Raw genomic sequence first — 24,666 nt, forward strand, 5'->3', positions numbered from 1 at the left:
TCTGTTTACAGCGCGGCGACGGTGACGTCGGCAGCTGCTGCCGGCTCCAGCCGATTGCTGAGCTTGATCGCGAACGGCGCCGCCTCAATCTCGAAGATATCCCCCGGCCGGGTCTGAACATTGTTGGCGAACGACAGGGTCGCCGTGCCAAAGAAGTGAACGTGCACGTCGCCCGGGCGCCGGAACAGGTCATATTTGAAATGATGGTGTTCCAGATTGGCGATGCTGTGCGACATGTTCGCTTCGCCCGAAAGAAAGGGCGCCTCCCAAAGCACACTGCCATCCCGAACGATCCGGCTGGTACCGCGAATGTCGTCCGGCAGATCGCCGACGAGGATTTCGGCGCCCAGGACGGCAGGCCGAAGCTTGGAATGGGCGAGCCAAAGGTAGTTGCCCTTTTCCGTCACATGATCCGAGAATTCGTTTGCCAACGCGAAGCCGATACGCCGCGGATTGCCGTCACCGCCGATCACGTAAATGCCGGCGATTTCCGGCTCCTCGCCGCCGTCGAGCGCGAAATGGGGTGAAGGGATTGGGTCGGACGGGCCGACCAGACAGCCGCCGTCCCCCTTGTAGAACCATTCGGGCTGGCAGCCCGGCATCGTCTCGGGCTTCCCCCTTCGACGCCCATCCGGAACATGCGCATGGAGTCCGTCTCCGCGCCCGCAGCGGCCGCCTTGTGCATCTTGTCGCGCCCTTCGGCTGATCCAAGGTGGGTAAGGCCAGTGCCGGTCAGGTGGAGATGGGCGGGGTCGGAATGAGCGACGGCAGGAAGCAGCCGTCCTTCAGCCTGCACCGCTGCGGCATCCACCTCGTCTCCCAAGCGGCTGCCGACGAGAACAGCCAGGCGCTGACCTGACGCAATCGCTTCAAGCGCGAGGTCGAGTGTGGTCGCCGCACCTTTTACGAGGCGGAACGGCCCATCCGTGGCAGCAGCAACGACCGGCGAACCGTCGGATTGTCGGAAACTCAAAAGACGTAGGCTCATCTCGTGGCCGCTCCGCGGGTGTTTGCTTTGGTCGTCGGCATCGGTGCCGTTTTGGTGTCGAACAGCGCCAGCTCGACCAGCTTTGCCATGGCGGCCCGCGCTCCATCCGCGTTCCGGGCGGCAATGGCATCGAACACGCGTTCATGATCCGGCACGGGATCGCGGACCAAAGGACGCACCCGTTGCTTCAGCGCCGTCGTCCAGGACACCGCTGCAGAGACGCTGCTCGTCAGTGTGCGAAGGAATGGATTGTCGGAGGCGACGAGCAAGGCGGCGTGGAACTCCTGATCCGCGGCGCGGCCCTCGTCTGACGCAAGCGTGTGCTCACTCATCGCCGTCAGCGCGTTGCGCATGCGATCGAGCTGCTCATTGGTGCGCCGGCGGGCGGCCAGGGCGGCCGCCTCCGGTTCGAATATCATCCGAAGCTCGAACAATGATTCCAGCAGATGTTCGTCGGGCTCCGACTGAAACATCCACGAAAGGACGTCTGGATCGAGAAGATGCCACTTGTCGCGCGGCGTGATCCTGGTCCCGACCTTTGGCCGGCTTTCGACCAGGCCCTTTGCAGCGAGGATCCGCACGGCCTCGCGATAGGCAGGGCGTGATACGGCCAGACGCTGGCTCGCGTCGGACTCGGTATCGAGAAGTTCGCCCTCCCGGTAGAAGCCGGACACGATCTGCAGGCCAAGGTCGCGCGCGAGCTTGCCGTGGATGCGCAAAGATTTGATCTCTTCGGCAGCCACGCCGCCCCTCTCCCACTTGCTATTGCCTAGCAATTGGATTTCAATAATCAGACAAAATGACGCTGCGCAAGTCAGAACAGCGGACGGAGGATGCAACGGTATGACGAAATCGACTAAATTTTCGCGCGCTTGGTTCATGGGTGCTGCCGCCCTGGGTTGCTGCCTGGTGTCGGCACCGACCGCTGCACAGAACGACAAGATGACGCCGATCGCTATCCCGGCGCAGCCGACCGCTATCACCCTCAACACCGGGCCGCTGCCGGATGCGAAGTACCAGGAAAGCTGGCACAGCCAATATGGCAGTGTGTTCGCCCGCAACGTGACCGTTGCAACCCTGACGCCCTTCCTTCCCGCGGCTGGCAAGGCCAACGGCACGGCGGTCGTCGTGGCGCCGGGCGGCGGTTTTCGCACCCTGTCGATGGAGAACGAAGGCTGGGACGTCGCCAAGCGGTTGGCTGAACATGGCGTCGCCGCTTTCGTGCTGAAGTACCGGCTCAACCAGACTCCGGCGACCATGCCCGAGTTCGAGAAGTCGATGACCGAGATGTTCCGCGGCGTCGCTCGCAGGCCACCGACGGCGGCCGGCTTCGGCAACCTTGCGCCCCAGATCGCCGACTCCCGCGCGGCGTTTGCTATGATCCGCAGCCGCGCAAGCGAATGGAAGGTCGATCCCAACAAGATCGGCATGGTCGGATTTTCGGCCGGGGCGATGCTGACCATGGCGACTGCACTAGCCGGTGAAGATGCCAAGCCGGCCTTCGTCGGCAACATCTACGGCCCGCTCGCCGCCATGCCGGCCGGCGCCGATGCGCCGCCCATGTTCGTCGCGCTGGCGGCTGACGATCCCCTCTTCGGCAAACCCGAATATGGGCTGATCGACACGTGGCGCAACGGCAAGCGGCCTGTTGAATTCCACCTGTACGAGCAGGGCGGTCACGGCTTCGGCATGTATCCGAAGACCACCACCAGCACCCAGTGGTTCAATAACTTCGTCGCCTGGATGCGCATGCATGGCTGGATCGCCGCCAATCAATAGACTGAATGGTGCCCGTGGATTGAAGCTGCGGGCACCAATTCTTCACCGGGCCCCGCGCTTGACAGGCGTGTGCGGAACGCGCCTCTAGCCTGCCATGGAAAGCATTGGCGGCGACCTGCGGGCAATGAGCCCGCAACCTTTCAAACAGGAACATCTGGAGGCGTTGAAGGCCCTTGGCAGCGAGCGCAGCTATGCGTCGGGTGAGACGATCACCGGCGTCGGCGAGCGGATGGATAGCTTCCAACTGGTGCTGGACGGCGAGGTTGAAGTGGTCAACCCGTTCACCGGCGTGCGCATGGTGCCGTCCACGCTGCGGGCCGGGCAGTTCCTCGGCGAGTTGAACTTTTTGAGCGGCGGTTCGGCCACTTTGCCAATGCGCGCCGCGGAGTTGACTACCCTCCTCGAAGTTCCGCGCGCCGCAATGCTCGAATTGATGTCGCGCATCCCTGAAGTGGGGGATCATGTCCTTACCGTCTTCTCGGCTCGCCGACGCTTGCAAGTAGAGGAAAAAAGAAGCGCTCTGACCGTGATCGGCGCCGATCGCGATCCTGCCGTGCAGCGGGTCGCCAGCTTCCTGTCGCGCAATCGCATTCCGTTCCAGCAGTTCGACCTGGACGAGAAGAATGAGGACGTGGCGCCGATCTGCGCGGTTGCCCAGCACCGGCCATCGGTAATCCTCGGCACCGATACAAGGCTCGACGATCCGACTCCGCGCAAGGTTGCAGCCCTGCTCGGCCTCGACCTTGAGATCAGCCAGGAGCAAGACCTCGATCTCCTGATCGTCGGTGGCGGCCCTGCCGGCGTTGCGGCGGCGGTCTACGCCGGATCGGAGGGCCTATGCGCCCTGGTGGTGGAGGACACGGCCATCGGCGGGCAGGCGGGTACCAGCAGCCGCATCGAGAACTTCATGGGCTTCCCGACCGGCATCTCGGGCGCCGACCTTACCTATCGCGGGCAGGTTCAGGCGATGAAATTCGGGACTCGGTTTGTGATGCCGCGCCGCGTAACAGCGCTCAACCATGATCCGCGAGGGTTCTGCGTCACGCTGGACGACGGCGAGAAATTATGTGCGCGATCGGTACTGGTTGCGACGGGCGTTCAATATCGCGGCCTTCCGGTCGAGCGGCTAGAAGAGTTCGAGGGCGCCGGCGTCTATTATGCCGCGACCGAGATGGAGGCGCGCTTCTGCCGACAGACCGAGGCGGTGGTAATCGGCGGCGGCAATTCGGCAGGGCAGGCTGCGATGTTCCTGTCCCGTGCCGCCCGCCACGTGCACCTGCTGGTCCGCCGACACGAATTGGCCTCGACCATGAGCCACTATCTCCGCGACCGCCTGGAAGCCGACCCGACCATTACTATCCACTACGGCTCTCAGCTTGCCGAGGTGCATGGCGACGATCACCTGCGCGCCGTCGTCATCAAGACCCCGGACGGGAACAAGAGGCTTGATGCCTCCGCCTTGTTCATCATGATCGGCGCTGCTCCCAACACCGACTGGCTGTCGGGAATGGTCGACCTGGACTCCAAGGGTTATGTGCTGACCGGCGCGGACGTCGGTGCCCGAAGCGCTTACGAGACGTCCCAGCCGGGCATCTTTGCCGTTGGCGACGTGCGGTCGGGATCCACCAAGCGGGTCGCTTCTTCGGTGGGAGAGGGATCGGTTGTGGTCAGCGCCATCTGGAGCCATATCGACGCGCAGCGCGCCGAACCGGCGCCCCCGCCCGAGCGCATCGTGGCCTAAAGTCCCGCCGGAACGGACATAGCGCTGCGAACGTTGTCCGGGCGTGTCGAAGATTGCTATCCCGTCCGCTGGTTCGGCAAGGCGCTTGTCGCCGTCGGGCTATTCGCCGCCATCGCATTAGCGATCGCCGCGCCAATCGCTTTCACATTGGAGGCAGCACCGATCCTTCTCCTTCTGGAGATCGCCGGGGGTGGGATCCTTGTCAGCCTGCTTCTCGTCAAGCTTGGCGACCTGATCGCCGATAGTGTTGTCCGCCGAAGGGATACGGAACCGGTCGGTGTACTGCCGCAAACGCGTGAGCCCCGCGACCGGTCGCTACGTTCTCATCCGGTGCGCCACGCCGAGCAAGCGCCCCGCGTTCAGCAAGTCTAACGCCCCTCTTCGGGATGTCCGACAAGGGGTTGCGGAGGTGGAGGACCATCGGCACGGATGCCGTCGTCGCTCAACCGGTCGCCCGTGAGCACCACTGCAACGCCAACGGCGATGATGACCAGCGCAATGGCAATCGCCGGTAAGGTATCCAGCCAGTCGAGCGCATAAGCGACCGGTGTCAGCACGGCGCCGATCGCGACGATCGTGTAGCCGAGACCGATTAGAACCCGGCCAAGCCGTATATCGCGCTGCTTCTTACTCTCGGTCATTGCGTAACCACGTCGTAGACGAGGACCTTGCTCCACAGGTGGCCGCATTCGTCAATAAATTGATGGTGGAGCGGATGGTCCTGGTACGCGGCCTGATCTTCCAGGCTATCGAAGATCATCGTCTCCGACACGGCGAAGCTGGAATCGACCACGTCGCGCTGCTCGGTCGAGGCGGGTACGCCTACTTCCAGGCTACGGACGCCGTCGATGACCGCGAGCCTGCGCAAGCCGGCAATAAGCGCATCGCGATCCTCAACCGACGTTGGCTGCTGAAGCCAGAAGAACACCTGGTGAATGATCTTGTTAGCCGCCATTCCTCACTCCTCGTGACCCTGATGGCGACAAGTGGAGGGCGGCGCAACGGCCTAGGCCTTTAGGGCCGCCCGATCAGAGGCCGAACCAGATCTCCAGAAAAGGGCTCTCGACCGCGGCCACGACGGTCACGGCAAGCAATCCGACACTCACCGCCACCTCGAACAGCAATTCTTTCATGACGAACTCCGACTGGCACGCGGAGCCCGAAAATAGAGGCCGGACGGTCACCCGAAGGTTGCCGACCATGGTTAATGGTCGCCCCTAAACAGGAGAACGGCATCCATTTCGGACCGGCCGCCCACACTCTTGTTGCCAACGGTCCGCGGGTCTAAAAATCTGCGATGTCCACTTATGCAGACCGGCTCGCAGCGCTTCGGGCGCAGCTCAGGGCCGATGGCCTTCACGGCTTCGTTGTCCCGCTCACCGACGAACATATGAGCGAATATGTCGGCACCTATGCCCAGCGGCTCGCCTGGCTGACGGGCTTCGAAGGCTCGGCGGGCTCGGCGGCGGTCCTTCCGGAGGAAGCGGCCATTTTCGTCGACGGCCGCTACACGCTCCAAGTCCGGAGCCAAGTCGACGGTGCGCACTGGAGCTACCAGTCGGTGCCGGAAACCAGCATTTCCGAATGGCTGAAGGACCATGCGCCTCAGGGTGCGCGGATCGGCTATGATCCGTGGCTGCACAGCCGCGATTGGGTGAAGAGGGCGAGGGAGGCGCTGGCTACCCGCGGCGCCCAACTGATCGCGGTCGGGCAGAACCCGATCGACAAGATTTGGTCCGACCGGCCTGAGGCCTCCAAGGCGCGGCTGGTTACCCACCCAGACCGTTATGCTGGCAAGACCTCTGCGGAAAAGCGCGCCGACATCGCCGATTGGCTGTCGAGCAAAGGCGCCGATGCAGCCGTGCTGTCTGCGCTGGATTCGATCGCCTGGGCCTTCAACGTGCGCGGCGCCGACGTTGCACGAACGCCGGTCGCGCTCGCCTTCGCGCTTGTTCACGCGGACGGCACTGCCGACCTGTTCATAGCACCTGAGAAGGTGGACGAGGATGTTCGCCGCCATCTCGGCAATGTCGTCCGGCTGCATGATCGTTCCGAGTTCGAGACTGCCCTGGGCGCACTGAGCGGAAAGACAATTGCAGTCGACGCTGAACGGGCCGTCGCTGCGATCTTCGACGCCTTGGAGGAAGCCGGCGCAAAGATCATTGCCGTTCGCGATCCGACGGTGCTCCCCAAAGCGCTCAAGAACGCCGCCGAAATTGCAGGTCACCGTGACGCCCAGGTCAGGGACGGTGCTGCGATCGCCCGCTTCCTGAAGTGGGTCGAGGAGGAAGCGGTCGGGGGCGACCTCGACGAACTGACTGCCTCGGACCGGCTCGAGGCCTTGCGCCGCGAAGACCTGGACCTGCGCGACCTGTCGTTCGACTCCATCTCGGGTGCCGGGCCCAACGGCGCCATCGTCCATTATCGCTCCAGCGAGAAAACCAACCGCAAGCTGGAAGCCGGCTCGCTCTACCTGATCGACTCGGGCGGTCAGTATCTGGGCGGCACCACCGACATCACCAGGACGGTTGCGATCGGCACCCCTACCGACGAAATGCGGGATCGCTTCACGCGCGTGCTCAAGGGCCACATCGCCGTGGCGACAGCGATCTTCCCGCGCGGCACGCGCGGAAGCCAACTCGACAGCTTCGCCCGGCGCCCCTTGTGGGAGGCGGGCCTCGATTACGCTCACGGCACAGGCCACGGCGTCGGCAGCTTCCTGTCCGTGCATGAAGGGCCCCAGCGTATTTCGCCGGTCGGGAGCGCGCAGAGCGGCGGCGACGAGCCGCTTCAGCCTGGCATGATCCTTTCCAACGAGCCGGGCTATTATAAGACCGGGGAGTACGGCATCCGGATCGAAAATCTGGTGCTGGTCGTCGAACGGCCGCTCGCGGGCGCGGAGAAGCCGACCCTCGGCTTCGAGACGCTGACCTTTGCACCGATCGACCGCCGCCTGATCGTGGCCGACATGTTGAGCCCGCAGGAGCTTGGCTGGCTCAACAACTACCACGCCGAGGTACGGGCCAAGATCGGTCCGGAGCTTGGTGATGCGGAACGTGCCTGGCTCGATCAGGCATGCGCCCCCATCGGCGCCGCATGACGGCGCGGTCGCTCGAGCGCTTTCCCCTACATCTGGGGCTGGGTGGAACCGCCGTTCCGCAGCCGGAGATGGGCGGGCCGGAGTGGTACGAGGCGTACGGCGATCGAACTGCAGGGGACGGCCGTGATGGGCGGCTGGTCAGCCTGTTCAGCTTCTCGGAGAGCTGGAGCAGTTGGGAAATGCACCCGTCAGGGGATGAGGTCGTGATGTGCTTGTCGGGCAGCATGACGCTGCACCAGCAGCGCGCGGACGGGAGCCCCACCACGACGGTGCTGAACCAAGGGGAATATGCGATCAACCCGCCGGGCGTCTGGCACACCGCTGATGCGGACGGGCCGGTGACTGCCCTGTTCATAACCCCTGGCGAGGGCACGACCCACAAGGCCAGGGAGGGGAATGGTGCTGCCGGTGAGGATTGAACTCACGACCTCAGCCTTACCAAGGATGCGCTCTACCACTGAGCTACGGCAGCAATTTCCCGGAGGGTGGCGCGCCTATGGCGGTCACGGCCTCGCACTGTCAAGCCAAAGCCGGTGAAGCCGAAGGATGAAAAAGCCGAGCGGCTCGCGGCGGCGCTGCGCGAGAACCTCCGGCGGCGGAAGGCGCAGGCGCGGCAGTTGAACGAGGCTGACCCGCAGCCCGATCAGGAATAGTCGGGCTCCAGCAGTCCTTCGATGACATGGTGCTGGATCACCGTCTCGAGGTCGTCCGTCACCCGGTAGGTCAGGTGATCGCGCACCTGCGGCGGCAGACTGTCGAGGTAAGCACGGGTGACCTGAAGGTCATGGTGGTGGGCGTTGGTGGCGTCGGGCGCATCGACGCCGATCACCAGAACCGGCCGAGCTTCGTTCGATCGGTTGGCAGTGCCGCGGTGGATGGTAAGCGCCGAACGGGCCGAGATGTCGCCGCGCTGCGGCATCTTCTGAACCGCCCGGTCGATATAGCGGCCCCACAAGCTCTTGTCCGGGAACATGCCGTCCTTGGCGTCCGGAATTGCGTCCCACTGCGTACCGGGCGCGATCTCGAAGGGGCCATGCTCGGGCCGCGTGTCGATGCAGGTGAGATTGAAGGCCAGACTGTTCAGCCGACGCCCTGTCAGCGTCGCCTCGGGCGCGCGAAAGTCGCGGTGCCACGGCTGGTCCTGCGCGCCGGGGAAGGGGATGTCGAAGCCGACTTCGACGATCTTGTAGTCGGGCCCGAGCACGGCCTCGCACACCGCCATGAACCAGGGGTGCGTCGCAATGTCGACGAAGCCGCTGATCCGCTCGGGATGACATTCGACATAGAAGCGCTGGGGGCCGCGGGGGAGCGCGCCGCCGGGCGTCGCCTGAGCTTCCTCGAACAGCGCCATGATCTCGCGTCCGAGATTGTCCGCCCATTGCGTGCTGTAGGCGCCTTTGCAGGCAATGATCCCGTCGCCGTACAAGCCTCCCATGATGGAGGCGACGTCAAACTGCGCTTCGTCACTCACGTGCGGCTCCTTGCGGTCGAAAGCTGCTTGCCTTGATCCTACCGATCCGCTTGGAACGCCTCAAATGCGCTTCTTTTCCGACAACGCCGCTGCCGCCCATCCGGCGGTGATCGACGCGATCGCCGAATCGAACCGGCTCGACACCGCTTACGACGGCGATTCATGGAGCCAGTGCCTGGACGCAGCCTTTTCGGAGCTGTTCGAAACCGACGTGCGCGCATTATGGGTGGCGACGGGGACGGCCGCCAACTGCCTGGCCCTGGCGACGTTATGCCCATCCTACGGCGCCATACTATGTCATCGGGATGCGCATATCGAGAATGACGAGGCGGGGGCGCCGGCGCTGTTTACGGGCGGCGCCAAGCTGACCCTGCTCGACGGCGAAGGTGCGAAGCTCCTCCCGGAAACGGTCGAGGCGGCCTGCGCCCGGGTGCGCAAGGATGTGCATCAGGTCCAGCCGCGGGCGCTGTCGATTACCAATGCGACGGAATATGGCCTGTCTTACCGAGCTTCGGAGGTCGCTGCGATCGGCGACGCGGCCCGGCGACATGGGCTTGGCCTCCACATGGACGGTGCCCGCTTCGCTAATGCCGTGGCGTTTACTGGCGAAAGCCCGGCAAACCTGACCTGGCGCGCAGGCGTGGACGCGTTGAGCTTCGGCTTCGTCAAGAACGGCGGGCTTAATGCCGAGGCGCTGATCTTCTTCCGGCGCGAATTGGCGGACGAGGCGGTGGTCATGCGCAAGCGGTCGGGCCACCTTTTCTCCAAGGGCAGAAGCCTCGCAGCCCAGTTGTTGGCGATGCTGGATGGCGACCTGTGGATGGAGAATGGCCGCAAGGCCAATGCGGCGGCACAGCGGATGGCAACGGCGGCACCCGATCGGCTGGTCCATCCCGTTGAGGCGAATGAAGTCTTCCTTAGGATGACGTCCGATGAGGCGGCAGCGCTCCGCGCGCAGGGCTTCGACTTTTACGACTGGGGTGTTGGCGAAATCCGCCTGGTGACCAGTTGGAATTCGGACGACACGGCGGTGGCCAAGCTGTCCGCCGCAATCGCCAGTCTGTGAGTAGCGAGCAACGGTCGACGCTCGTCGCCGTCGTCATCCCGTTCGTCATCTTCACCGCCATCTGGGGCTCGACCTGGATCGTGATCCGCGACCAGCTCGTCCACGTTCCGGCGCAATGGTCCGTGGCGTACCGCTTCGTCATCGCTGCCGTCGCGATGGCGGCGCTGACGCTTTACCGCGGAGAGACGCTCCGCCTGGACCGGCCCGGCATCAAGGCCGCGGCGGTCATCGGCATCAGCCAGTTCGTGGTGAACTTCAACGGGGTCTACATCGCCGAGCGGTTCATCACCTCCGGCCTGGTTGCGACCGTGTTCGCCCTGCTGCTCATTCCCAACACCCTGCTCGCCTGGGCGATGCTCGGTCAGCGTCCGAGCCGTCGCTTTCTCCTGTGGTCGATCCCATCAGTCGCGGGCGTGCTGCTGCTGTTCGCTCATGAATTGGGCGAGCATCCGACCGAACTGAACCGGATCGCGTTGGGCATAGCGTTCACGTTCATCGGAATCATGGGCGCGTCCTTCGCCAACGTTTACCAGGCGCAGGACAAAGTGAAACGCTACGGCCTGTTCGCCCTCCTCGCATGGTCGATGGCGATTGGCGCATTGTGCGACGCGCTTCTCGCCTTTCTCATCGCCGGCCCGCCGGTGATCGAGGCGCGCCCAGGATACTGGATCGGCCTGCTCTATCTTGCGCTCGCCGCGTCGGCTTTGGCGTTCAGCCTTTACTTTCCCGTCGTGCGGCGGATCGGCCCGGCCCGCGCGGCTTATTCCAGCGTCACCGTCCCGCTGATCGCCATGAGCTTTTCTACCTGGCTAGAAGATTATCGCTGGACCCCCTGACGATCGCCGGCGTGACGCTCGCGCTTGGCGGCATGTTCGGCGCACTGAGCAGCGGCAGGCCGCGTGTACCCGCGCCGGACGCGGCATAACGGTTCGACTCACCGGAGAGTCGGTTCGGCGCACAGCGGGAATCCTTACCGGCGCTCGTGGATTCCAGCGGTGTGGAAAGCTCAGTGATCCGTGGCGCATGGTACCGGCCCGACCAGGCGGAACTCGACCTGCTGTTCGTCAGCGGCCGCCGGTACGTCTATTCGGACGTGCCGCCCGAGGTGGCGCAAGGATTTGCCGCGGCCGCGTCCAAGGGCGTCTTCTACAACCGGACTATCCGCAACGCCTTTCCTTGCCGCGAAGTCAGCAGGAGACGGCGTCGCATCGTCCCGGGCTGAGGCGGGTGCGCAAGCAACGGAACCGCGCTGCACGATCTTCGTTCGTTACGCGATTGCAACAGCCTCAACAGGGAGGACGACATGGTTGATCCGGATCGCGATACGGTTGAGCGCGAACATACAACGATTGTGGAAACCGGCGGGGATCGCGGCGGTGGCGGCGTGCTTGCCGTTGTGCTGCTCATCATCGCCGTTCTGGTGCTTCTGTTCCTCTTCCGCGACCAGCTCGGTTTCGGAAGCGAGACGACGGAAGTGAAGGTTCCCGACTCGATCAACGTCAACGTCAACTAAGCCTTCGGCGCGGGATGCGAGTCCCTGCGCACGGCGGGCGCGGTTCCTTCACTGGAACCGCGCCCGTTTGAGTTTGAATTCGGCGGGGTTTAGGTGCGGTCCATGACGCATTCCTATCTGACCGGCTTCGGCAGTCACTTCGAGACGGAGGCGGTGGCCGGCGCATTGCCGAAGGGGCGCAACAGCCCGCAGCGTCCAGCCTTCGGCCTGTACGCCGAACAATTGTCCGGTTCGGCGTTCACGGCGCCGCGCCACGAGAATCGCCGCAGCTGGCTCTACCGTGTGCGGCCGACCGCCGACCATCGGCCGTTCCGACCATATGAAGACGTACCCCTCTTCGGAGCGCCGCCAAGCGCGGCGCCGCTTGCGCCGAACCGGTTGCGGTGGGACCCGCCTTCGGACTTGCCCGGCGGTGACTTCATCGACGGACTCGCAACCATCCTGCACGCGCGGGAGCCACAGGAACTGGAAGGCTGCGCGCTGCACTTGTACCGCGCAACGCGGAGCATGGGTTCCCGCGTGTTCGTGGATGCCGACGGTGAGATCCTGATCATCCCGCAGCAGGGCGCATTGCTGATCGAGACCGAGCTTGGCCGGATGGATGTTGCCCCGGGCTCGATCGCGCTCATTCCCCGGGGACTGAAGTTCCGCGTGCAGCTGAACGAGGGTGAAGCGCGCGGCTACCTCGCCGAAAATTACGGAGCGCCGTTCCGTTTGCCGGATCTCGGTCCGATCGGGTCGAACGGCTTGGCCAACCCACGCGATTTCGAGAGTCCCGGCGCGTGGTACGAGGACGTGCAAGGGCCGATCGAAGTGGTTCAGAAGTTCCTCGGCAAGCTGTGGGTTACGGAGCTCGACCATTCGCCGCTCGACGTCGTGGCCTGGCACGGCAATCTCGCGCCCTGCCGCTATGACTTGTCGCGTTTCAACGTCATGGGGACGGTAAGCTTCGACCATCCCGATCCCAGCATCTTCACGGTGCTGACCAGTCCCAGCAACGTGCACGGTCGCGCCAATGCCGACTTCGTGATCTTTCCGCCGCGCTGGATGGTGGCGGAGGACACGTTCCGGCCCCCCTGGTTCCACCGCAACGTGATGAGCGAAGCGATGGGGCTGATCCACGGGGCCTACGACGCGAAGGCGGACGGCTTCGCGCCGGGCGGCTTGTCACTGCACAATATGATGAGCGGACACGGGCCCGACGTGGACAGCTGGCGCAAGGCGAGCGAGGCGGAACTGAAACCGCACAGGATTGAAGGAACCATGGCGTTCATGGTCGAGACCTGCTGGCCCTACCGTCCGACCGACTGGGCGCTTGAGCGGGCGCAACCGGATTATGACAACAGCTGGAGCGGCTTCCCGCCGGCGACATTGCCATGAACCGTTTGGACGAGACCCATGATACAAAGCGGGTGAGCTGGGTTCCGGGCGCGGAACCTGGATCGGACTTTCCAATCCAGAATTTGCCGATCGGCATCTTCTCGTCGGACGGTGAAGAGCGCCGCGCCGGAATCGCGATCGGAAGTCACATCCTTGACCTCGCCGCTGCCGCCGACCTGCTCGATCCAACATGGGCGAGGGACTTTGCACAGCCGGTGCTCAACAGCTGGCTCTCGCGCGGTCCTGCGGACCACCGTGAGTTGCGGCTCCGCCTGTCTCAATTGCTGAGCGATCCCGGTCGGCGCGACGCGGTTGAACCTTTTCTGGTGCCTCAGGTCGAGGCACGGATGCACCTGCCCTGCCTGATCGGCGACTACACGGATTTTTACGTCGGCATTCACCATGCGACCAACGTCGGCAGGCAGTTCCGGCCTGACAACCCACTGCTGCCCAACTACAAATATGTGCCGATCGGCTATCACGGCCGGGCAAGTTCGGTGCGCGCCTCGGGCCAGCCGGTTGTTCGTCCATCCGGCCAGCGAAAACCGCCGGAGGCCGACGCACCCGAATATGGTCCCAGCCGCAGGCTCGATTACGAGTTGGAACTCGGTCTATGGATCGGCCGCGGCAACGACCTCGGTCAACCGATACCGATCGGCGAGGCGGCGGGCCACATCGCCGGCTATTGCCTGTTGAACGACTGGTCGGCGCGAGACCTGCAGGCATGGGAATATCAGCCGCTGGGTCCCTTTCTCGCCAAGAACTTTCTGACGTCGGTCAGTCCTTGGATCGTGACCGCCGAGGCGCTTGCGCCATTTCGTAAAGCGATTCCTCCCCGCCCGGATGGAGATCCGCAACCGCTCCCGTACCTGAAGGACGCTGCCGACACGGAGGCGGGAGCGATCGGCATCCAGCTGGAGGTGACCTTGTCGACCGAGCGGATGCGCGCGGAGGGCGTGCCGCCGCACGTGCTGTCACGCGGCAGCGCCGATTCCGCAATGTACTGGAGCGCGGCTCAGATCGTCACCCACCACGCCTCCAACGGCTGCAACCTTCAGCCGGGCGACCTCATCGGCACCGGCACCTTGTCGACGGCGGACGACTATGGTCTCGGCTCGCTCCTGGAAATCAGTCGTGGCGGCAAGCAGCCGGTAACGCTCGCAACGGGGGAGACCCGCTGTTTCCTCGAGGATGGGGATGAACTTTCCATGCGCGGCTGGTGCGAAGCCGATGGTGCAGTCCGGATCGGTCTTGGCGAGTGCGTCGGGCGTGTGATCGGCTGATATCTCAAAGCAATCGCATGGAGGGTGCGCCGGCCGCGGTGTGCTTCGCCAGCCTGACTTGAACACGAGATAATCTGCGGGATGCGCCTTCCTCTACCGGTCGCGCAATCTGCTCAGTTCTTATAGGTGCACAGGCGCGACGGAGTTTCTTGCCGACATGGGTTTACTAGATTGGACATCGTCGGCGGCCCGCGTCGCGGATGTCAAACGCAGAACCATCATCGCGTTTGGGGACAGCCACACGGATTCCTTGCGGCGGGCAGTGGCAGGCCGGACCCTGCTCGGTCAGCCGGCACCGGTGACCGTTCTCCGACAATATAAAGAGAAGAAGGGGGTCGCCATTGGCGATCTAAGCTTCGAGCATCTTCTTCGCCGAATTGCGAAGCTCGGCCCCGATGACATTGTCCTGTCGATGATCGGGGGAAGTCAGTACGCCGTCTTCAGCACGGTGCAGCATCCTCAGCCGTTCGATTTCTACGTCACGAACGGCAGCATCGAGCCTGACCCAGAAGCGCAGATCATCCCGTTTCGAACGCTTGAAGAATTCTTCGCCACAACCGTGTTGGACGGAGCAAGCCTGGACGACGGCGGCAAGATCAGAGGCGATCGCCAGAGACTGGAAGCGGTGAAATCGGGAACTCAGGCCCAGGTCATCCACCTTCTTCCGCCACCCCCAGCGTACGATAACGAAAATATCGCGCGTCGCCATGAAAACCTGTTCGCCGACGGCATTCGCGACTTCGGCGTTGCGCCGCCGGAACTTCGGCTGAAGTTCTGGTCGTTGCAGGCCGACATTTTGACGCGATTTTGTGCGAATCACGGGATCGAGCTGATGCCGCCTCCCGGCAAAGCCACATCGAATGGCTATTTGCGGCCGGAATATCACCACGGCGGAGCACACGCTAACCAGGCTTATGGAGAGCTTCTGCTGCAGGCGGTCGAAGCAAGATTACGGACGGATGACAGCAAAATCGGATGAGCAGTCGGATTTGGACGCGTCATCCGCGCGGTCCGGTGTGCGTGTGAGCTGACACCAAGCCGGCCTGTTCCATAAGGCGAATGGTCAACCCGACGTCGAGCGGATGCTCGCCATCGTCGCCAGGAGTCCCGATCGACTTCAGATAGGCGGATTTGTGCTGCTTCAACGAGTCGACGAGGAGGCAATTCTCGAAGCCGCGTCCCCAGTTAAGTATTGCCAGGTTTGCCCGTCCGGTTCGGGAAAATAGCGCGGTGTGGAAGGCCGATCCGATGATGCCCACGATCAATGGCGCTTCCTCGAACAGCGCGATCTGGTCTGACAGAGGCAACGCTTCCGGGTGAACGACGTCGAAGCCGCGCCTTGACAGCTCCGACTCCAGCTCCGGCTCGGCATCGCTCCTGCGCATCTTTCCACGGACTTTGCCGATCGCATCCGTAGCATCAGCCAATCCCGTGCGGGTCAGGTAGACCGGACGACGCCACCTGCGTGCGCTGCTGCTAAGCCTGTTGGAAGCGGCAAGGTGCGGCTCGTCCGCCGCACGAAAGGCCTTCCACCGATATTCAAAGGAAGTCCCCGGACAGACCAGTTCGCGGAAGAGCGTCGGCCCGGGCGCCGAGATGATTCGAGATGAAAGACCCAGCGCATCGAGCGCATCAGTGCTGAAGGGGCGTCGGCCACCGTCCGCAGCAGGTTGCGTGAACAGGAGAGGAAGGGTCGGAAACATGTCTCTGGCCCAAAGCCGGGACATGCCGTCGATGACGAAATGGCCATAGTGACGCGTAAGATAGCCTGCAAACAGCACCGGCCCCTCAACGACGTTGAGGCTTGTTGGAAGGCTGACTTCCGCTTTGGGCCGGGACTTTAACTTGTCTCTGAGAGCCGCCGGCGCTTCCGCCGACAATGTCATCTCTGCGGCTTCGTCAATTCGGCGCCCTTCCGTGGTGTAAAGGCTGGCGAACCCTGGAAGTGCGACGACGTCGTGAAGCTTGTGGATCAGAGGCTGCGCTGGATCAGGATTCCTCAAGACCTTCTTGAGCCGATGCTCTGCTTCGCCGGGCGCGAAGCCATGAAAAGTCTGCTTTGCCATCTGATCTCGGGACAAAGGTGGTGCCGCTTGGGGGACTCGAACCCACGACCCCATCATTACGAATGATGTGCTCTACCATCTGAGCTAAAGCGGCATTCCGGCAAAGGGGCATGGCCCCCGCAGGCGCGGCTCCCTAACAGCAAGGCTGTTCAGGGGCAAGGCGCGCCGCAAGCTGAACGGACATGCTTAACATTTTGGTAAGAGCTCTCGTTCATTCCCCCATGTGACTGAATTGTGGGGCAGTCTCTATGGATTCCTATCGCGAACATCCCAGTGACTTCGATTACGCCGCGGACAACCAGCCCGACCGCGAAGTCGCACTGACTGCAGGCGGTGATGAGCGCCGGATGCATGTCCGCGCCTACAATTATTGGGTGTCGCTGCTCGACGGGCGTGACTTCCCGTCGATCGAGGATCTGGAGCCGGAAGACCTTAACGACTTTTCCGCTCACAGCGTTCTGCTCGACTTCACCTGCGGCCGCGACAATCCGGCGACTCCCTACATTGGCGCGGCTATTCGGGAGGAGTGCGGTCTTCAGGACGAGGTGCGCACCATCTCCGATGTGCCCAGCCGCTCGCTCCTGTCGCGCCTGACCGACCATTACATGCAGATCATCGCCAATCGGGCACCGGTTGGGTTCGAGGCCGAGTTCGACAATCAGCGCGGTGAACCGATCTGCTATCGCGGGATCCTGATGCCCTTTTCGTCGGACGGCGACACGATCGATTTCATCTATGGCGTCATCAACTGGAAGCATGGCGAGGTTCGCACGTCGCAGCAGGTCATCGTGCCAATGCTGGATGTCGACGACGCTGCCGAACCGCAAGCTCAAGATCTGGCGCCTGACGAATCCGAGTTGGTGCTCGATGTGCCAGCGCAGGTGTCGCGAAATCCGCTTGGCGGCTTCTCCGCCAGCATTCCCGACATCGAAGAACCCAGTTTCCCGCGCGCTACCAAGCCTCCCGAAGAAAACGGCTCCGAACTCCCGGTCGTAATCGCCGATCTGGAAGAAGCGATCGAAGAAGATGCGATTCCCGCCATCGCCCTTTCCGACGATGCCGAGCTTGCCGACCGCCTTTGGGCGGCGCGAGAGACCGCGGAGGCGGTGAAGTCGGCGGACGGGCGCAGCCGCGCCGCTTTGTATAGCGCATTGTCGCTCGCCTATGACTTCGCAATCGCGGCGCAGAGTCATCCCGACGATTATGCGGAGCTGCTTCAGGACTCCGGCGTGAAGGCCCAGGCCCGTGCGCCGATGACGCCGATCGTGAAGCTCGTATTCGGGATCGATTACGACAAGACGCGCCTGACCGAATTCGCGTCGGCTTTGTCCTATGCGCAGCGCGTGCAGGTCTCGCTGGGCGGGTTCAAATCCTTCATCGAGACCCAAACCGGCGGCCTTAAGGCGCTGGTCGCCGCGGAACGTCAGGCCAAACGGCCCGAAGCGCGCGCCGACACAAAGCTGGACGCCGCGCGCGATCGCCTTCGCGCAGCTGAACCGGTGGCGCTCGCCGACGTCTCGATCGAGAGTGAATTTGCGTTGGTCGTCACCCGCCGCGCCGCGGACGGAAGTCACGAGGTGGTGGCGCTGATCGACGACGAAGCAATGGTGGAGAAAGCGATCCGCCGCCTCGCATAACGATGGAGGCCGGGGTTGTCCCGGTTGCGACCGCGGGTCTATAGGCCCGTGCAATCGCAGCCATGCGGAGCATCTTCCATCATGACAATCTCGTCGCGCCCGGCCAGTTCCTTGGTCGACGGCGTGCTTGCGGCATTGACCGCCAACGCCCTTCCCGGTGAAACGGAAGGGTTCGATCCCACCCAGCAGTACGACGCCGCCGCTTTTGTCGCTCAGGCCTTGCAGACGCGCGCTGCCCAGCAGTCGGTCGTCGAGCTTCAATCGATCGGCGGCGAAGCGGGCAACCGCCGGATGCGTCTGGTCACCGTCAACGAGGACATGCCGTTCCTCGTCGACAGTGTCGCGGCAGCGGTTGCATCCAATGGGATTGCCATACATCGCTTGCTGCACCCGATCGTGGCGATCGAGCGCGACGGCAAAGGTCATGCACAAGGGCTCGGCCGCGGCGCGCCGGAGTCGATCATCTATATGGAACTGGATCGCGTCGAGGCGCGTGGACGGCGTGAGCTGGTTGACCAGCTTCAGGCCGTTCTCCGCGACGTACGCTCGGCGGTGCAGGACTGGCCGGTCATGCGCGACCGATTGTCCGCCGATGCCGACCGGCTGAGCAATGGCGACACGGAAGGCGCAGAGTTCCTACGCTGGCTGTCGAACAACAATTTCACCCTGCTTGGTCACGTCGATGTTGCGGCGAGCGGTCGAACCTCGGGGCCGCTCGGCATCTTCAGGAACGAACTTGCGATCTGGGATGAGGAGGCTTCGCGCGCGGCACTCGACCATCTTGCGAACAACAAGACCGGCTTGCTGATCCTGAAGTCCAGCCGGGTCTCGCCCGTGCACCGCCGCGCCCCCTCGACATCATCATCGTTCCGCAGGCGAACGGCACCTATTCGCTCCACGCGGGATTGTGGACCAGTGCTGCCTTACGCGCGCCGGCAGAGGAAGTGCCGATCCTGCGCGAGCGTCTTTCAAGCCTCGATCGTGAGCTTGGTTTCGCGCCGTCCAGCCACGGCGGCAAGGCCCTTGCCCACGCCATCTCGACGCTGCCTCACGACCTCTTGGTGGCCGTTGATGAACGCTATGTTCGGGCAGCCGCGCTCACCGCAATGTCGCTGGTCGACCGGCCTCGGCCCAAGCTGCTGCTTCTGACCGACAGCATCAACCGTCAGCTCTACGTCTTCGCCTGGACCCCGCGCGAGCAATTGTCGACCGAGCGGCGGCGCGCGCTTGCGACATTGCTGGAACGGGAAATCGGAAGCCCTCTCAGCAATTGGTCGGTCGAACTTGATGAAGGTGAATTGGCGCTGCTCCGGTACATCCTGCCGCTTGCGCCCGATGCCAAGCTGCCCGACATCGAACGGCTTGATTCGACCTTCGTTGCCATGGTGCGTGGCTGGGCGCCCGCGGTGGAGTCCGAACTGGTCGGGCGCGCAGGCGTGGCACGGGCCGCGCGTCTCGGACTGACCTACATCGGAGCGTTTCCGGAAGATTATCGCACCCGTGCCGATGCGGCGGAAGCGACCGCCGACATCCTCAAGCTTTCGAGCCTGTCCGGACCGGCCGAGCGCGCGGTCCTGATGTGGCGCGACGAGGGTGAACATGCGGGCGAGCTGCGCCTCAAGACCTACGCCCGCGGAGGCCTCGTGCCATTGTCCGAGGTCGTGCCGGTTCTCGAGAATTTCGGCTTCCAGGTTTTGGAGGAAGTGCCGACGGAGCTGTCGGGCGACCTTGGCTATATCCACGACTTTCGGCTTCGGCTCGTCGGCGCCGAGCTTTCCAGGCTTACCCAGCGCTTCCCCGCAATCGAGGCCGCCATCGCCTCGGTGCTGAGCGGCACGGCGGAGAATGACGAGTTCAACCAGTTAGTGCTGTTTGCCGGCTTGGAGATGCGGGCCGTGGTGTGGATCCGCGCCTGGTTCCGCTACTTGCGCCAGACCGGCAGCAGCTTTGGCCTCGTCACCATCGTGGACGCGCTGCGCCGCGCCCCGGCCGCGACCGAGGCGCTGATCCAGCTGTTCGAAGCCGCGCATGACCCTGCGGCCCTCAAGTCACGCGACGCCAGGGTCAGCGCTGCCGCAACCGCGTTCGACGAGGCCTTGGCTAACGTGCGCTCCATCGACGATGACCGCATCCTCCGGCGCTTTCGAGCGCTCATCGACGCGGTGTTGCGAACGAATGCGTTTGCACCCGCGGGCGAGGAGGCGCTCGCCTTCAAGATCGACAGCAGCCGCGTTCCCGGCCTGCCGGCGCCCGTCCCATGGCGCGAGATCTGGGTCTATTCGCCGCGGGTTGAGGGCATTCACCTGCGCGGCGGCCCGATCGCTCGCGGAGGCCTTCGCTGGTCCGACCGCCGCGATGACTTCCGGACCGAGATCCTCGGCCTGATGAAGGCGCAGCTGGTAAAGAATGCGGTGATCGTGCCGACCGGCGCCAAAGGGGGATTCTACCCCAAGCGCTTGCCCCTGTCGTCCGACCGTGAGGCGTGGCTGGCAGAAGGCACGGAAAGCTACCGCATCTTCATCCGGTCTTTGCTGTCGATCACCGACAACCTCGTCAATGACAAGGTCGTGCACCCTGACGGCGTGGTCGTGCTCGACGGCGACGATCCCTATTTCGTGGTCGCCGCCGACAAGGGCACCGCAACCTTCTCCGACGTGGCGAATGCTATCTCGCTGGAGCGCAACTTCTGGCTGGGCGACGCCTTCGCCAGCGGCGGCTCGAACGGTTACGACCACAAGGCGATGGGCATCACGGCCAAAGGCGCGTGGATTTCAGTGCAGCGTCACTTTCTTGAAATGGGCGTCGACGTGCAGACGCAGCCGGTGCGCGTCGTGGGGTGCGGCGACATGTCCGGGGACGTGTTCGGAAACGGCATGCTGCTGTCGCAAGCGATCAAGCTGGTAGCCGCGTTCGACCATCGGCACATCTTCATCGATCCCGACCCAGACCCGTCAGCAAGCTTTGCTGAACGGCAACGGTTGTTCGAACTGCCACGTTCCAGCTGGGACGATTACGACCGAAAATTGCTGTCGAAGGGTGGCGGGATCTTCGCCCGCAGCGAGAAGTCGATCCCGCTCAGCAAGGAGGCTCGGGCGGCGCTCGGAATCGACTTGGAGGCGACCGATCCAGCCACGCTGATCAACGCCATCCTGAAGAGCCCCGTCGACCTCATCTGGTTCGGCGGCATCGGCACCTACATGAAGGCGAGCACGCAATCGCACGCGGACGTCGGCGATCCCGTCAATGACGGCCTACGCGTCGATGCGACGGAGGTTCGTGCCAAGGTGATCGGCGAGGGCGCAAACCTCGGCACGACGCAGGCGGCGCGCATCGAGTTCGCTGCGCACGGCGGTCGGATCAACACCGACTTCATCGACAATAGTGCGGGCGTCGACTGCTCGGACAATGAAGTGAATATCAAGATCCCGCTCAACCGCGAGGTGCGGGAAGGGCAGCTCACCGAGGCGAAGCGCAACGCCCTGCTGGTCAAGATGACCGACGAGGTCGCGGACATCGTGCTGGAGGACAACCGCCTGCAGACGCTGGCACTGTCGATTGCGGAGACTGGCGGCGTCTCGGCATTGCCCAGCCACGTCCGCGCCATCGAATTACTGGAAGCGTCGGGCCGGCTCAACCGCAAGGTCGAGGGGCTGGCGAGCAGCGACGAACTGCTGCGCCGGTCGCAGGAGCGTCGCGGGCTGACACGGCCGGAACTGGCCGTCATCCTGTCGATGGCCAAGCTCGCGCTGCAGGATGCGGCGGAAAGGCTGAAGCTCGGCGACTCCAAGATGCTCGAGCAGCAATTGTTTGACGCCTTCCCGACCGCCATGCGCAAAAGCCATGCGGCCTCGATCCGCAGTCACCCGCTGCGCGACGCGATCCTCGCCACCAAGGTCGCCAACCGCATCGTCAACCGGCTTGGGCCTGACACGGCGCTGGAACTGACGGAGGAGGAGGGCGCCTCGCTCAGCCAGGTCGTCGTCGCCTTTCTCGTTGCCGAACGCCTGCTCGACCTCGGCAGCTTGTGGCGCCGGATCGAGGAAGCGCCCCTGGCGGAGAATGTCCGCATCGAATTGTTCGCGGTGGCTGCGACCACGGTGCGCTCGCACCTGTCCGACATCTTGCGGGCATCGGGCGCGGAGACCGACCCGGCCAAGCTATGCAAATTGTTCGAGCCCGGCCTCAAGAAGATCAGCGGCGCCGCGACGCGCCTGATCCGTGCCGAGGTCCGCAACGAGGCCGTCGCCCGCCGCGAGCGGCTGCTTGCACTTGGCGCCAACGAGGAGGTGATCCGCGACCTCGTGCGTCTATTCGAACTGGACGGTGCGTTCGGGCTCGCGGCCTTGGCGGCGCAGCGCGACTTCGACGAGCTCGCCCTGGTGCGCGGCTACACCATGCTCGGCGAGTCGCTCGGCATCGATTGGGCGCAGCAGCAGCTGGCGCGTTTCACCCCGACCAATAATTGGGAGCGTTTGCTCACCGCCGGCCTCAGCCGGGACTTCGAGCAATTGCGCATCGACTTCCTCGCCCGGAGCCGCGGCAAGGATCCCGAAGAGAGCGTCACTGCCTGGGTCGACAAGCAGGGGCCGCGCCTGGAGCAGTTCCGCGCCCTGATCGCCCGCGCCCGCCGCGAGGGCAGCGTCAGCACGCCGATGCTTGCCCAGATTGCAAGCCAGGCGCGCATCCTGCTCGCGAGGTAAAATGCCGAAGATCGCGTTCCTGACTCCGGCGGAGGATTATCCGGAGGATTGCTCCTGGTCGTTTCAACCGCAGGCCGATGCGCTTCGCGCGCGGGGCGCCACGGTCGATGGCATTCGCTGGACCGAGGCGGGCGATCTCTCCGGCTACGACCTCATCATGCCGCTGCTCACCTGGGGCTATCACCTCCGCTACCCGCAATGGCTGGACTTTCTGGACCGGCTCGAGCGTGAGCGATTGCCGGTCGTAAACCCGCCCGAGTTGCTGCGCTGGAACAGCGACAAAGCCTACCTCGCGGAGCTGCCGTCGCATGGTGTGTCGACCATCGCGACGGTCGCAGTGGATGCTTGCTCCGACGGCGACCTCGAAGAGGCGCGACAGCGCTTCGGCAAGCAAGAGATCGTCGTCAAACCGCCGGTCTCCGCCGGTGCGTGGGGCACGTATCGGCTCGCCGCCGGCGAGCGTTTGCCCGACGACTTGCAGGGGCAGCGCGTCATCATCCAGCCCATGATCGACAGCGTCGTGACCACCGGCGAAAACTCACTGCTGCTGTTTGACGGCGAACTCAGCCATGCAGTGGTCAAACGCCCGAAGCCCGGTGACTTCCGCGTCCAACCTTCACTGGGCGGCAGCACCGTCCGGTGCGACCCTCCTCCCGGCAGCGAAGCGCTGGCGAAAGCAGCGCTCGCCGCCGCGCCGGCGCATGCGACCTACGCGCGCATCGACATGGTCGAAGGCGAGGGTGGCCAGCTGATGATCATGGAGATGGAGCTGATCGAACCGGCGCTGTTCCTCGGCGAAGCGCCCGAAGGCACGCCGGCGTTCGTCAACGCCGTGCTCTCAGCCGCTGAGCGAGCGCGCGAATAACCATTGCCGGATCGCGGAGGTGAGGTTCGGCGGCGACTTCACGTTCAGCCGCGCCGCATCGATCTGCGCAACGAGGGCGTTAACCGGCAGTCCCTGATCGTGCGCTGAAATCTCCAGCGCCCGCCAGAACAAGGGCTCCAGGCTGATGGAGGTCGGATGCCCCGCGATCAGCACCGATCGCTTCACGGGCGGGGCGTAACCGACGGTCTCCATCCACCTACTCCAGCAAAGCGGCGCGGAGTGAATCCGCGCCGTCGGCCGGGCTTGCTGACGCAACCCGCCGTCCGCACCTCGCCGTTTCTCCGGCAGCTAAAGATTGCTGCGCAATCTCGTCGCTGCCGTCGGCGGCTCAGTACATGTGTTGGCCGCCGTTGATGGACAAGGTCGAGCCCGTAATGAACCCGCCATTCTCGTCACAAAGGAAGGTCACGCCGCGCGCGATCTCATCCGCTCGGCCGAGACGTCCGACCGGAATCCGCTGAACGATCTTACCAAGCACTTCTTCCGGCACCGCAGCGACCATGTCGGTGTCGATATAGCCCGGGGCGATCGCGTTCACCGTCACCCCGAACTTGGCGCCTTCCTGCGCCAGCGCCTTGGTGAAGCCGTGGATGCCAGACTTGGCGGCCGCATAGTTGACTTGGCCGTACTGCCCCGCCTGCCCGTTGATCGAGCCGATGTTGACGATCCGGCCATAGCCGCGGCTAGTCATGCCTTCGAAGACCGCCTTCGCCATGTTGAAGCAGCCGCCTAGGTTGGTGTCGATCACGTCCTGCCACTTGGCGTGATCCATGCGCTTCATCGTGCCGTCGCGGGTAATTCCGGCATTGTTGACCAGCACGTCGACCGGCCCAAGCTCCGCTTCGACTTGAGCGACACCGGCTTGGCAGGCGTCGAAGTCCGACACGTCCCATTTATACGCCTTGATGCCGGTGCGCTCGGTGAACTCGCGTGCCCGCTCCTCATTGCCCGCATAGTTCGCTGCAACCTGAAGCCCCAAGTCACGAAGCGCGATGCTGATCGCCTCACCGATGCCGCGCGTGCCGCCGGTGACGATTGCCACTCGAGCCATTGATC

General features: G+C 64.0%; 23 protein-coding genes, 2 tRNA genes and 2 pseudogenes. 16 read left to right on the forward strand and 11 right to left on the reverse strand.

Annotation, left to right across the window (positions count from 1 at the left end; all coding sequences use genetic code 11):
- Positions 1 to 5 precede the first annotated feature (5 nt).
- Together araD1 and G7077_RS08875 are read right to left on the reverse strand one after the other, a co-directional pair.
- Positions 6 to 988: pseudogene (araD1, locus tag G7077_RS08870) on the reverse strand (AraD1 family protein).
- Complete coding sequence (locus tag G7077_RS08875; protein ID WP_246167122.1) at positions 985 to 1,731, reverse strand: FadR/GntR family transcriptional regulator; 747 nt, start codon at positions 1,729 to 1,731, stop codon at positions 985 to 987. The pseudogene araD1 and the gene G7077_RS08875 overlap by 4 nt, the downstream one beginning before the upstream one ends.
- A 136-nt stretch (positions 1,732 to 1,867) precedes the next feature.
- Between G7077_RS08875 and G7077_RS08880 the strand changes: the two genes are divergently transcribed.
- From G7077_RS08880 to G7077_RS08890, 3 genes are all read left to right on the forward strand, one after another.
- Positions 1,868 to 2,767, forward strand: coding sequence for an alpha/beta hydrolase (locus G7077_RS08880; protein WP_246167532.1), 900 nt, complete (start codon positions 1,868 to 1,870; stop codon positions 2,765 to 2,767).
- A gap of 124 nt (positions 2,768 to 2,891) precedes the next feature.
- Positions 2,892 to 4,508, forward strand: a complete 1,617-nt coding sequence (locus G7077_RS08885) for an FAD-dependent oxidoreductase (RefSeq protein ID WP_343039920.1) — start codon at positions 2,892 to 2,894, stop codon at positions 4,506 to 4,508.
- Between the two features lie 33 nt (positions 4,509 to 4,541).
- The gene (locus tag G7077_RS08890; RefSeq protein WP_166411388.1) at positions 4,542 to 4,880 is read left to right on the forward strand and encodes a hypothetical protein; all 339 of its coding nucleotides are present in this window, start codon (positions 4,542 to 4,544) and stop codon (positions 4,878 to 4,880) included.
- Here G7077_RS08890 and G7077_RS08895 read toward each other — a convergent pair.
- From G7077_RS08895 to G7077_RS08905, 3 genes are all read right to left on the reverse strand, one after another.
- A complete protein-coding gene (locus G7077_RS08895; RefSeq protein WP_166411389.1) occupies positions 4,877 to 5,149 on the reverse strand; it encodes a hypothetical protein in 273 nt (90 codons plus the stop codon). The genes G7077_RS08890 and G7077_RS08895 overlap by 4 nt on opposite strands.
- A complete protein-coding gene (locus G7077_RS08900; RefSeq protein ID WP_166411390.1) occupies positions 5,146 to 5,463 on the reverse strand; it encodes a Dabb family protein in 318 nt (105 codons plus the stop codon). Before G7077_RS08900 ends, G7077_RS08895 begins: the two co-directional genes overlap by 4 nt.
- 73 nt (positions 5,464 to 5,536) lie before the next feature.
- Complete coding sequence (locus tag G7077_RS08905; RefSeq protein ID WP_166411391.1) at positions 5,537 to 5,710, reverse strand: hypothetical protein; 174 nt, start codon at positions 5,708 to 5,710, stop codon at positions 5,537 to 5,539.
- A gap of 95 nt (positions 5,711 to 5,805) precedes the next feature.
- Between G7077_RS08905 and G7077_RS08910 the strand changes: the two genes are divergently transcribed.
- Entirely contained in the window at positions 5,806 to 7,608 is a 1,803-nt protein-coding gene (locus G7077_RS08910) for an aminopeptidase P family protein (protein ID WP_166411392.1), read from the forward strand.
- Positions 7,605 to 8,027 (forward strand): cupin domain-containing protein, encoded by a 423-nt coding sequence (locus G7077_RS08915; RefSeq protein ID WP_166411393.1) that lies wholly within the window; start codon positions 7,605 to 7,607, stop codon positions 8,025 to 8,027. The genes G7077_RS08910 and G7077_RS08915 overlap by 4 nt, the downstream gene beginning before the upstream one ends.
- Here the strand turns inward: G7077_RS08915 and G7077_RS08920 are convergent.
- Both G7077_RS08920 and G7077_RS08925 read right to left on the reverse strand, forming a co-directional pair.
- Positions 8,006 to 8,080: transfer RNA gene (locus tag G7077_RS08920), tRNA-Thr, on the reverse strand. The genes G7077_RS08915 and G7077_RS08920 overlap by 22 nt on opposite strands.
- Positions 8,081 to 8,251: 171 nt before the next feature.
- A complete protein-coding gene (locus tag G7077_RS08925) occupies positions 8,252 to 9,079 on the reverse strand; it encodes a phytanoyl-CoA dioxygenase family protein (RefSeq protein ID WP_206367612.1) in 828 nt (275 codons plus the stop codon).
- A gap of 64 nt (positions 9,080 to 9,143) precedes the next feature.
- Here G7077_RS08925 and G7077_RS08930 point away from each other — a divergent pair, with 64 nt between their 5' ends.
- The 7 genes from G7077_RS08930 to G7077_RS08960 all read left to right on the forward strand — a co-directional run bounded on the left by G7077_RS08930 (position 9,144) and on the right by G7077_RS08960 (position 15,300).
- Positions 9,144 to 10,145, forward strand: coding sequence for a threonine aldolase family protein (locus G7077_RS08930; protein WP_166411394.1), 1,002 nt, complete (start codon positions 9,144 to 9,146; stop codon positions 10,143 to 10,145).
- Positions 10,142 to 10,981 carry a DMT family transporter gene (locus tag G7077_RS08935; protein ID WP_246167123.1) on the forward strand — a complete coding sequence of 280 codons (840 nt, stop codon included), beginning with the start codon at positions 10,142 to 10,144 and terminating at the stop codon, positions 10,979 to 10,981. The genes G7077_RS08930 and G7077_RS08935 overlap by 4 nt, the downstream gene beginning before the upstream one ends.
- A 173-nt stretch (positions 10,982 to 11,154) precedes the next feature.
- Positions 11,155 to 11,367 carry a KTSC domain-containing protein gene (locus G7077_RS08940; RefSeq protein WP_246167124.1) on the forward strand — a complete coding sequence of 71 codons (213 nt, stop codon included), beginning with the start codon at positions 11,155 to 11,157 and terminating at the stop codon, positions 11,365 to 11,367.
- 81 nt (positions 11,368 to 11,448) lie between these two features.
- A complete protein-coding gene (locus tag G7077_RS08945) occupies positions 11,449 to 11,658 on the forward strand; it encodes a hypothetical protein (RefSeq protein WP_166411395.1) in 210 nt (69 codons plus the stop codon).
- A 102-nt stretch (positions 11,659 to 11,760) separates the two neighbouring features.
- Positions 11,761 to 13,038 (forward strand): homogentisate 1,2-dioxygenase, encoded by a 1,278-nt coding sequence (hmgA, locus tag G7077_RS08950; RefSeq protein ID WP_166411396.1) that lies wholly within the window; start codon positions 11,761 to 11,763, stop codon positions 13,036 to 13,038.
- Positions 13,035 to 14,321: a fumarylacetoacetase gene (gene fahA, locus G7077_RS08955; protein WP_166411397.1), complete on the forward strand. Its 1,287-nt coding sequence runs from the start codon at positions 13,035 to 13,037 to the stop codon at positions 14,319 to 14,321. The genes hmgA and fahA overlap by 4 nt, the downstream gene beginning before the upstream one ends.
- A gap of 262 nt (positions 14,322 to 14,583) precedes the next feature.
- Complete coding sequence (locus tag G7077_RS08960) at positions 14,584 to 15,300, forward strand: hypothetical protein (protein ID WP_166411398.1); 717 nt, start codon at positions 14,584 to 14,586, stop codon at positions 15,298 to 15,300.
- Positions 15,301 to 15,319: 19 nt separating this feature from the next.
- Here the strand turns inward: G7077_RS08960 and G7077_RS08965 are convergent, their stop codons facing one another.
- Positions 15,320 to 16,387, reverse strand: a complete 1,068-nt coding sequence (locus tag G7077_RS08965) for a glycosyltransferase family 61 protein (protein ID WP_166411399.1) — start codon at positions 16,385 to 16,387, stop codon at positions 15,320 to 15,322.
- A gap of 18 nt (positions 16,388 to 16,405) precedes the next feature.
- Positions 16,406 to 16,481: transfer RNA gene (locus tag G7077_RS08970), tRNA-Thr, on the reverse strand.
- A gap of 154 nt (positions 16,482 to 16,635) precedes the next feature.
- Between G7077_RS08970 and G7077_RS08975 the strand changes: the two genes are divergently transcribed.
- From G7077_RS08975 to G7077_RS08985, 4 genes and pseudogenes are all read left to right on the forward strand, one after another.
- Complete coding sequence (locus tag G7077_RS08975) at positions 16,636 to 18,024, forward strand: PAS domain-containing protein (RefSeq protein WP_166411400.1); 1,389 nt, start codon at positions 16,636 to 16,638, stop codon at positions 18,022 to 18,024.
- An 81-nt stretch (positions 18,025 to 18,105) separates the two neighbouring features.
- Positions 18,106 to 18,474 (forward strand): annotated as a pseudogene (locus G7077_RS14420) (hypothetical protein); the annotation flags it as partial.
- 494 nt (positions 18,475 to 18,968) lie between these two features.
- Positions 18,969 to 22,724 (forward strand): NAD-glutamate dehydrogenase domain-containing protein, encoded by a 3,756-nt coding sequence (locus G7077_RS08980; protein ID WP_343039921.1) that lies wholly within the window; start codon positions 18,969 to 18,971, stop codon positions 22,722 to 22,724.
- 1 nt (position 22,725) lies between these two features.
- Positions 22,726 to 23,589, forward strand: a complete 864-nt coding sequence (locus tag G7077_RS08985) for an ATP-grasp domain-containing protein (protein WP_206367613.1) — start codon at positions 22,726 to 22,728, stop codon at positions 23,587 to 23,589.
- Here G7077_RS08985 and G7077_RS08990 read toward each other — a convergent pair.
- Positions 23,563 to 23,802, reverse strand: coding sequence for a ribbon-helix-helix domain-containing protein (locus tag G7077_RS08990; protein WP_166411401.1), 240 nt, complete (start codon positions 23,800 to 23,802; stop codon positions 23,563 to 23,565). The genes G7077_RS08985 and G7077_RS08990 overlap by 27 nt on opposite strands.
- Before the next feature lie 136 nt (positions 23,803 to 23,938).
- Positions 23,939 to 24,661, reverse strand: a complete 723-nt coding sequence (gene phbB / locus G7077_RS08995) for an acetoacetyl-CoA reductase (RefSeq protein ID WP_166411402.1) — start codon at positions 24,659 to 24,661, stop codon at positions 23,939 to 23,941.
- Positions 24,662 to 24,666 lie beyond the last annotated feature (5 nt).

Origin of the sequence: Sphingomonas piscis (genome assembly GCF_011300455.1) — a bacterium.
Classification (GTDB): domain Bacteria; phylum Pseudomonadota; class Alphaproteobacteria; order Sphingomonadales; family Sphingomonadaceae; genus Sphingomicrobium; species Sphingomicrobium piscis.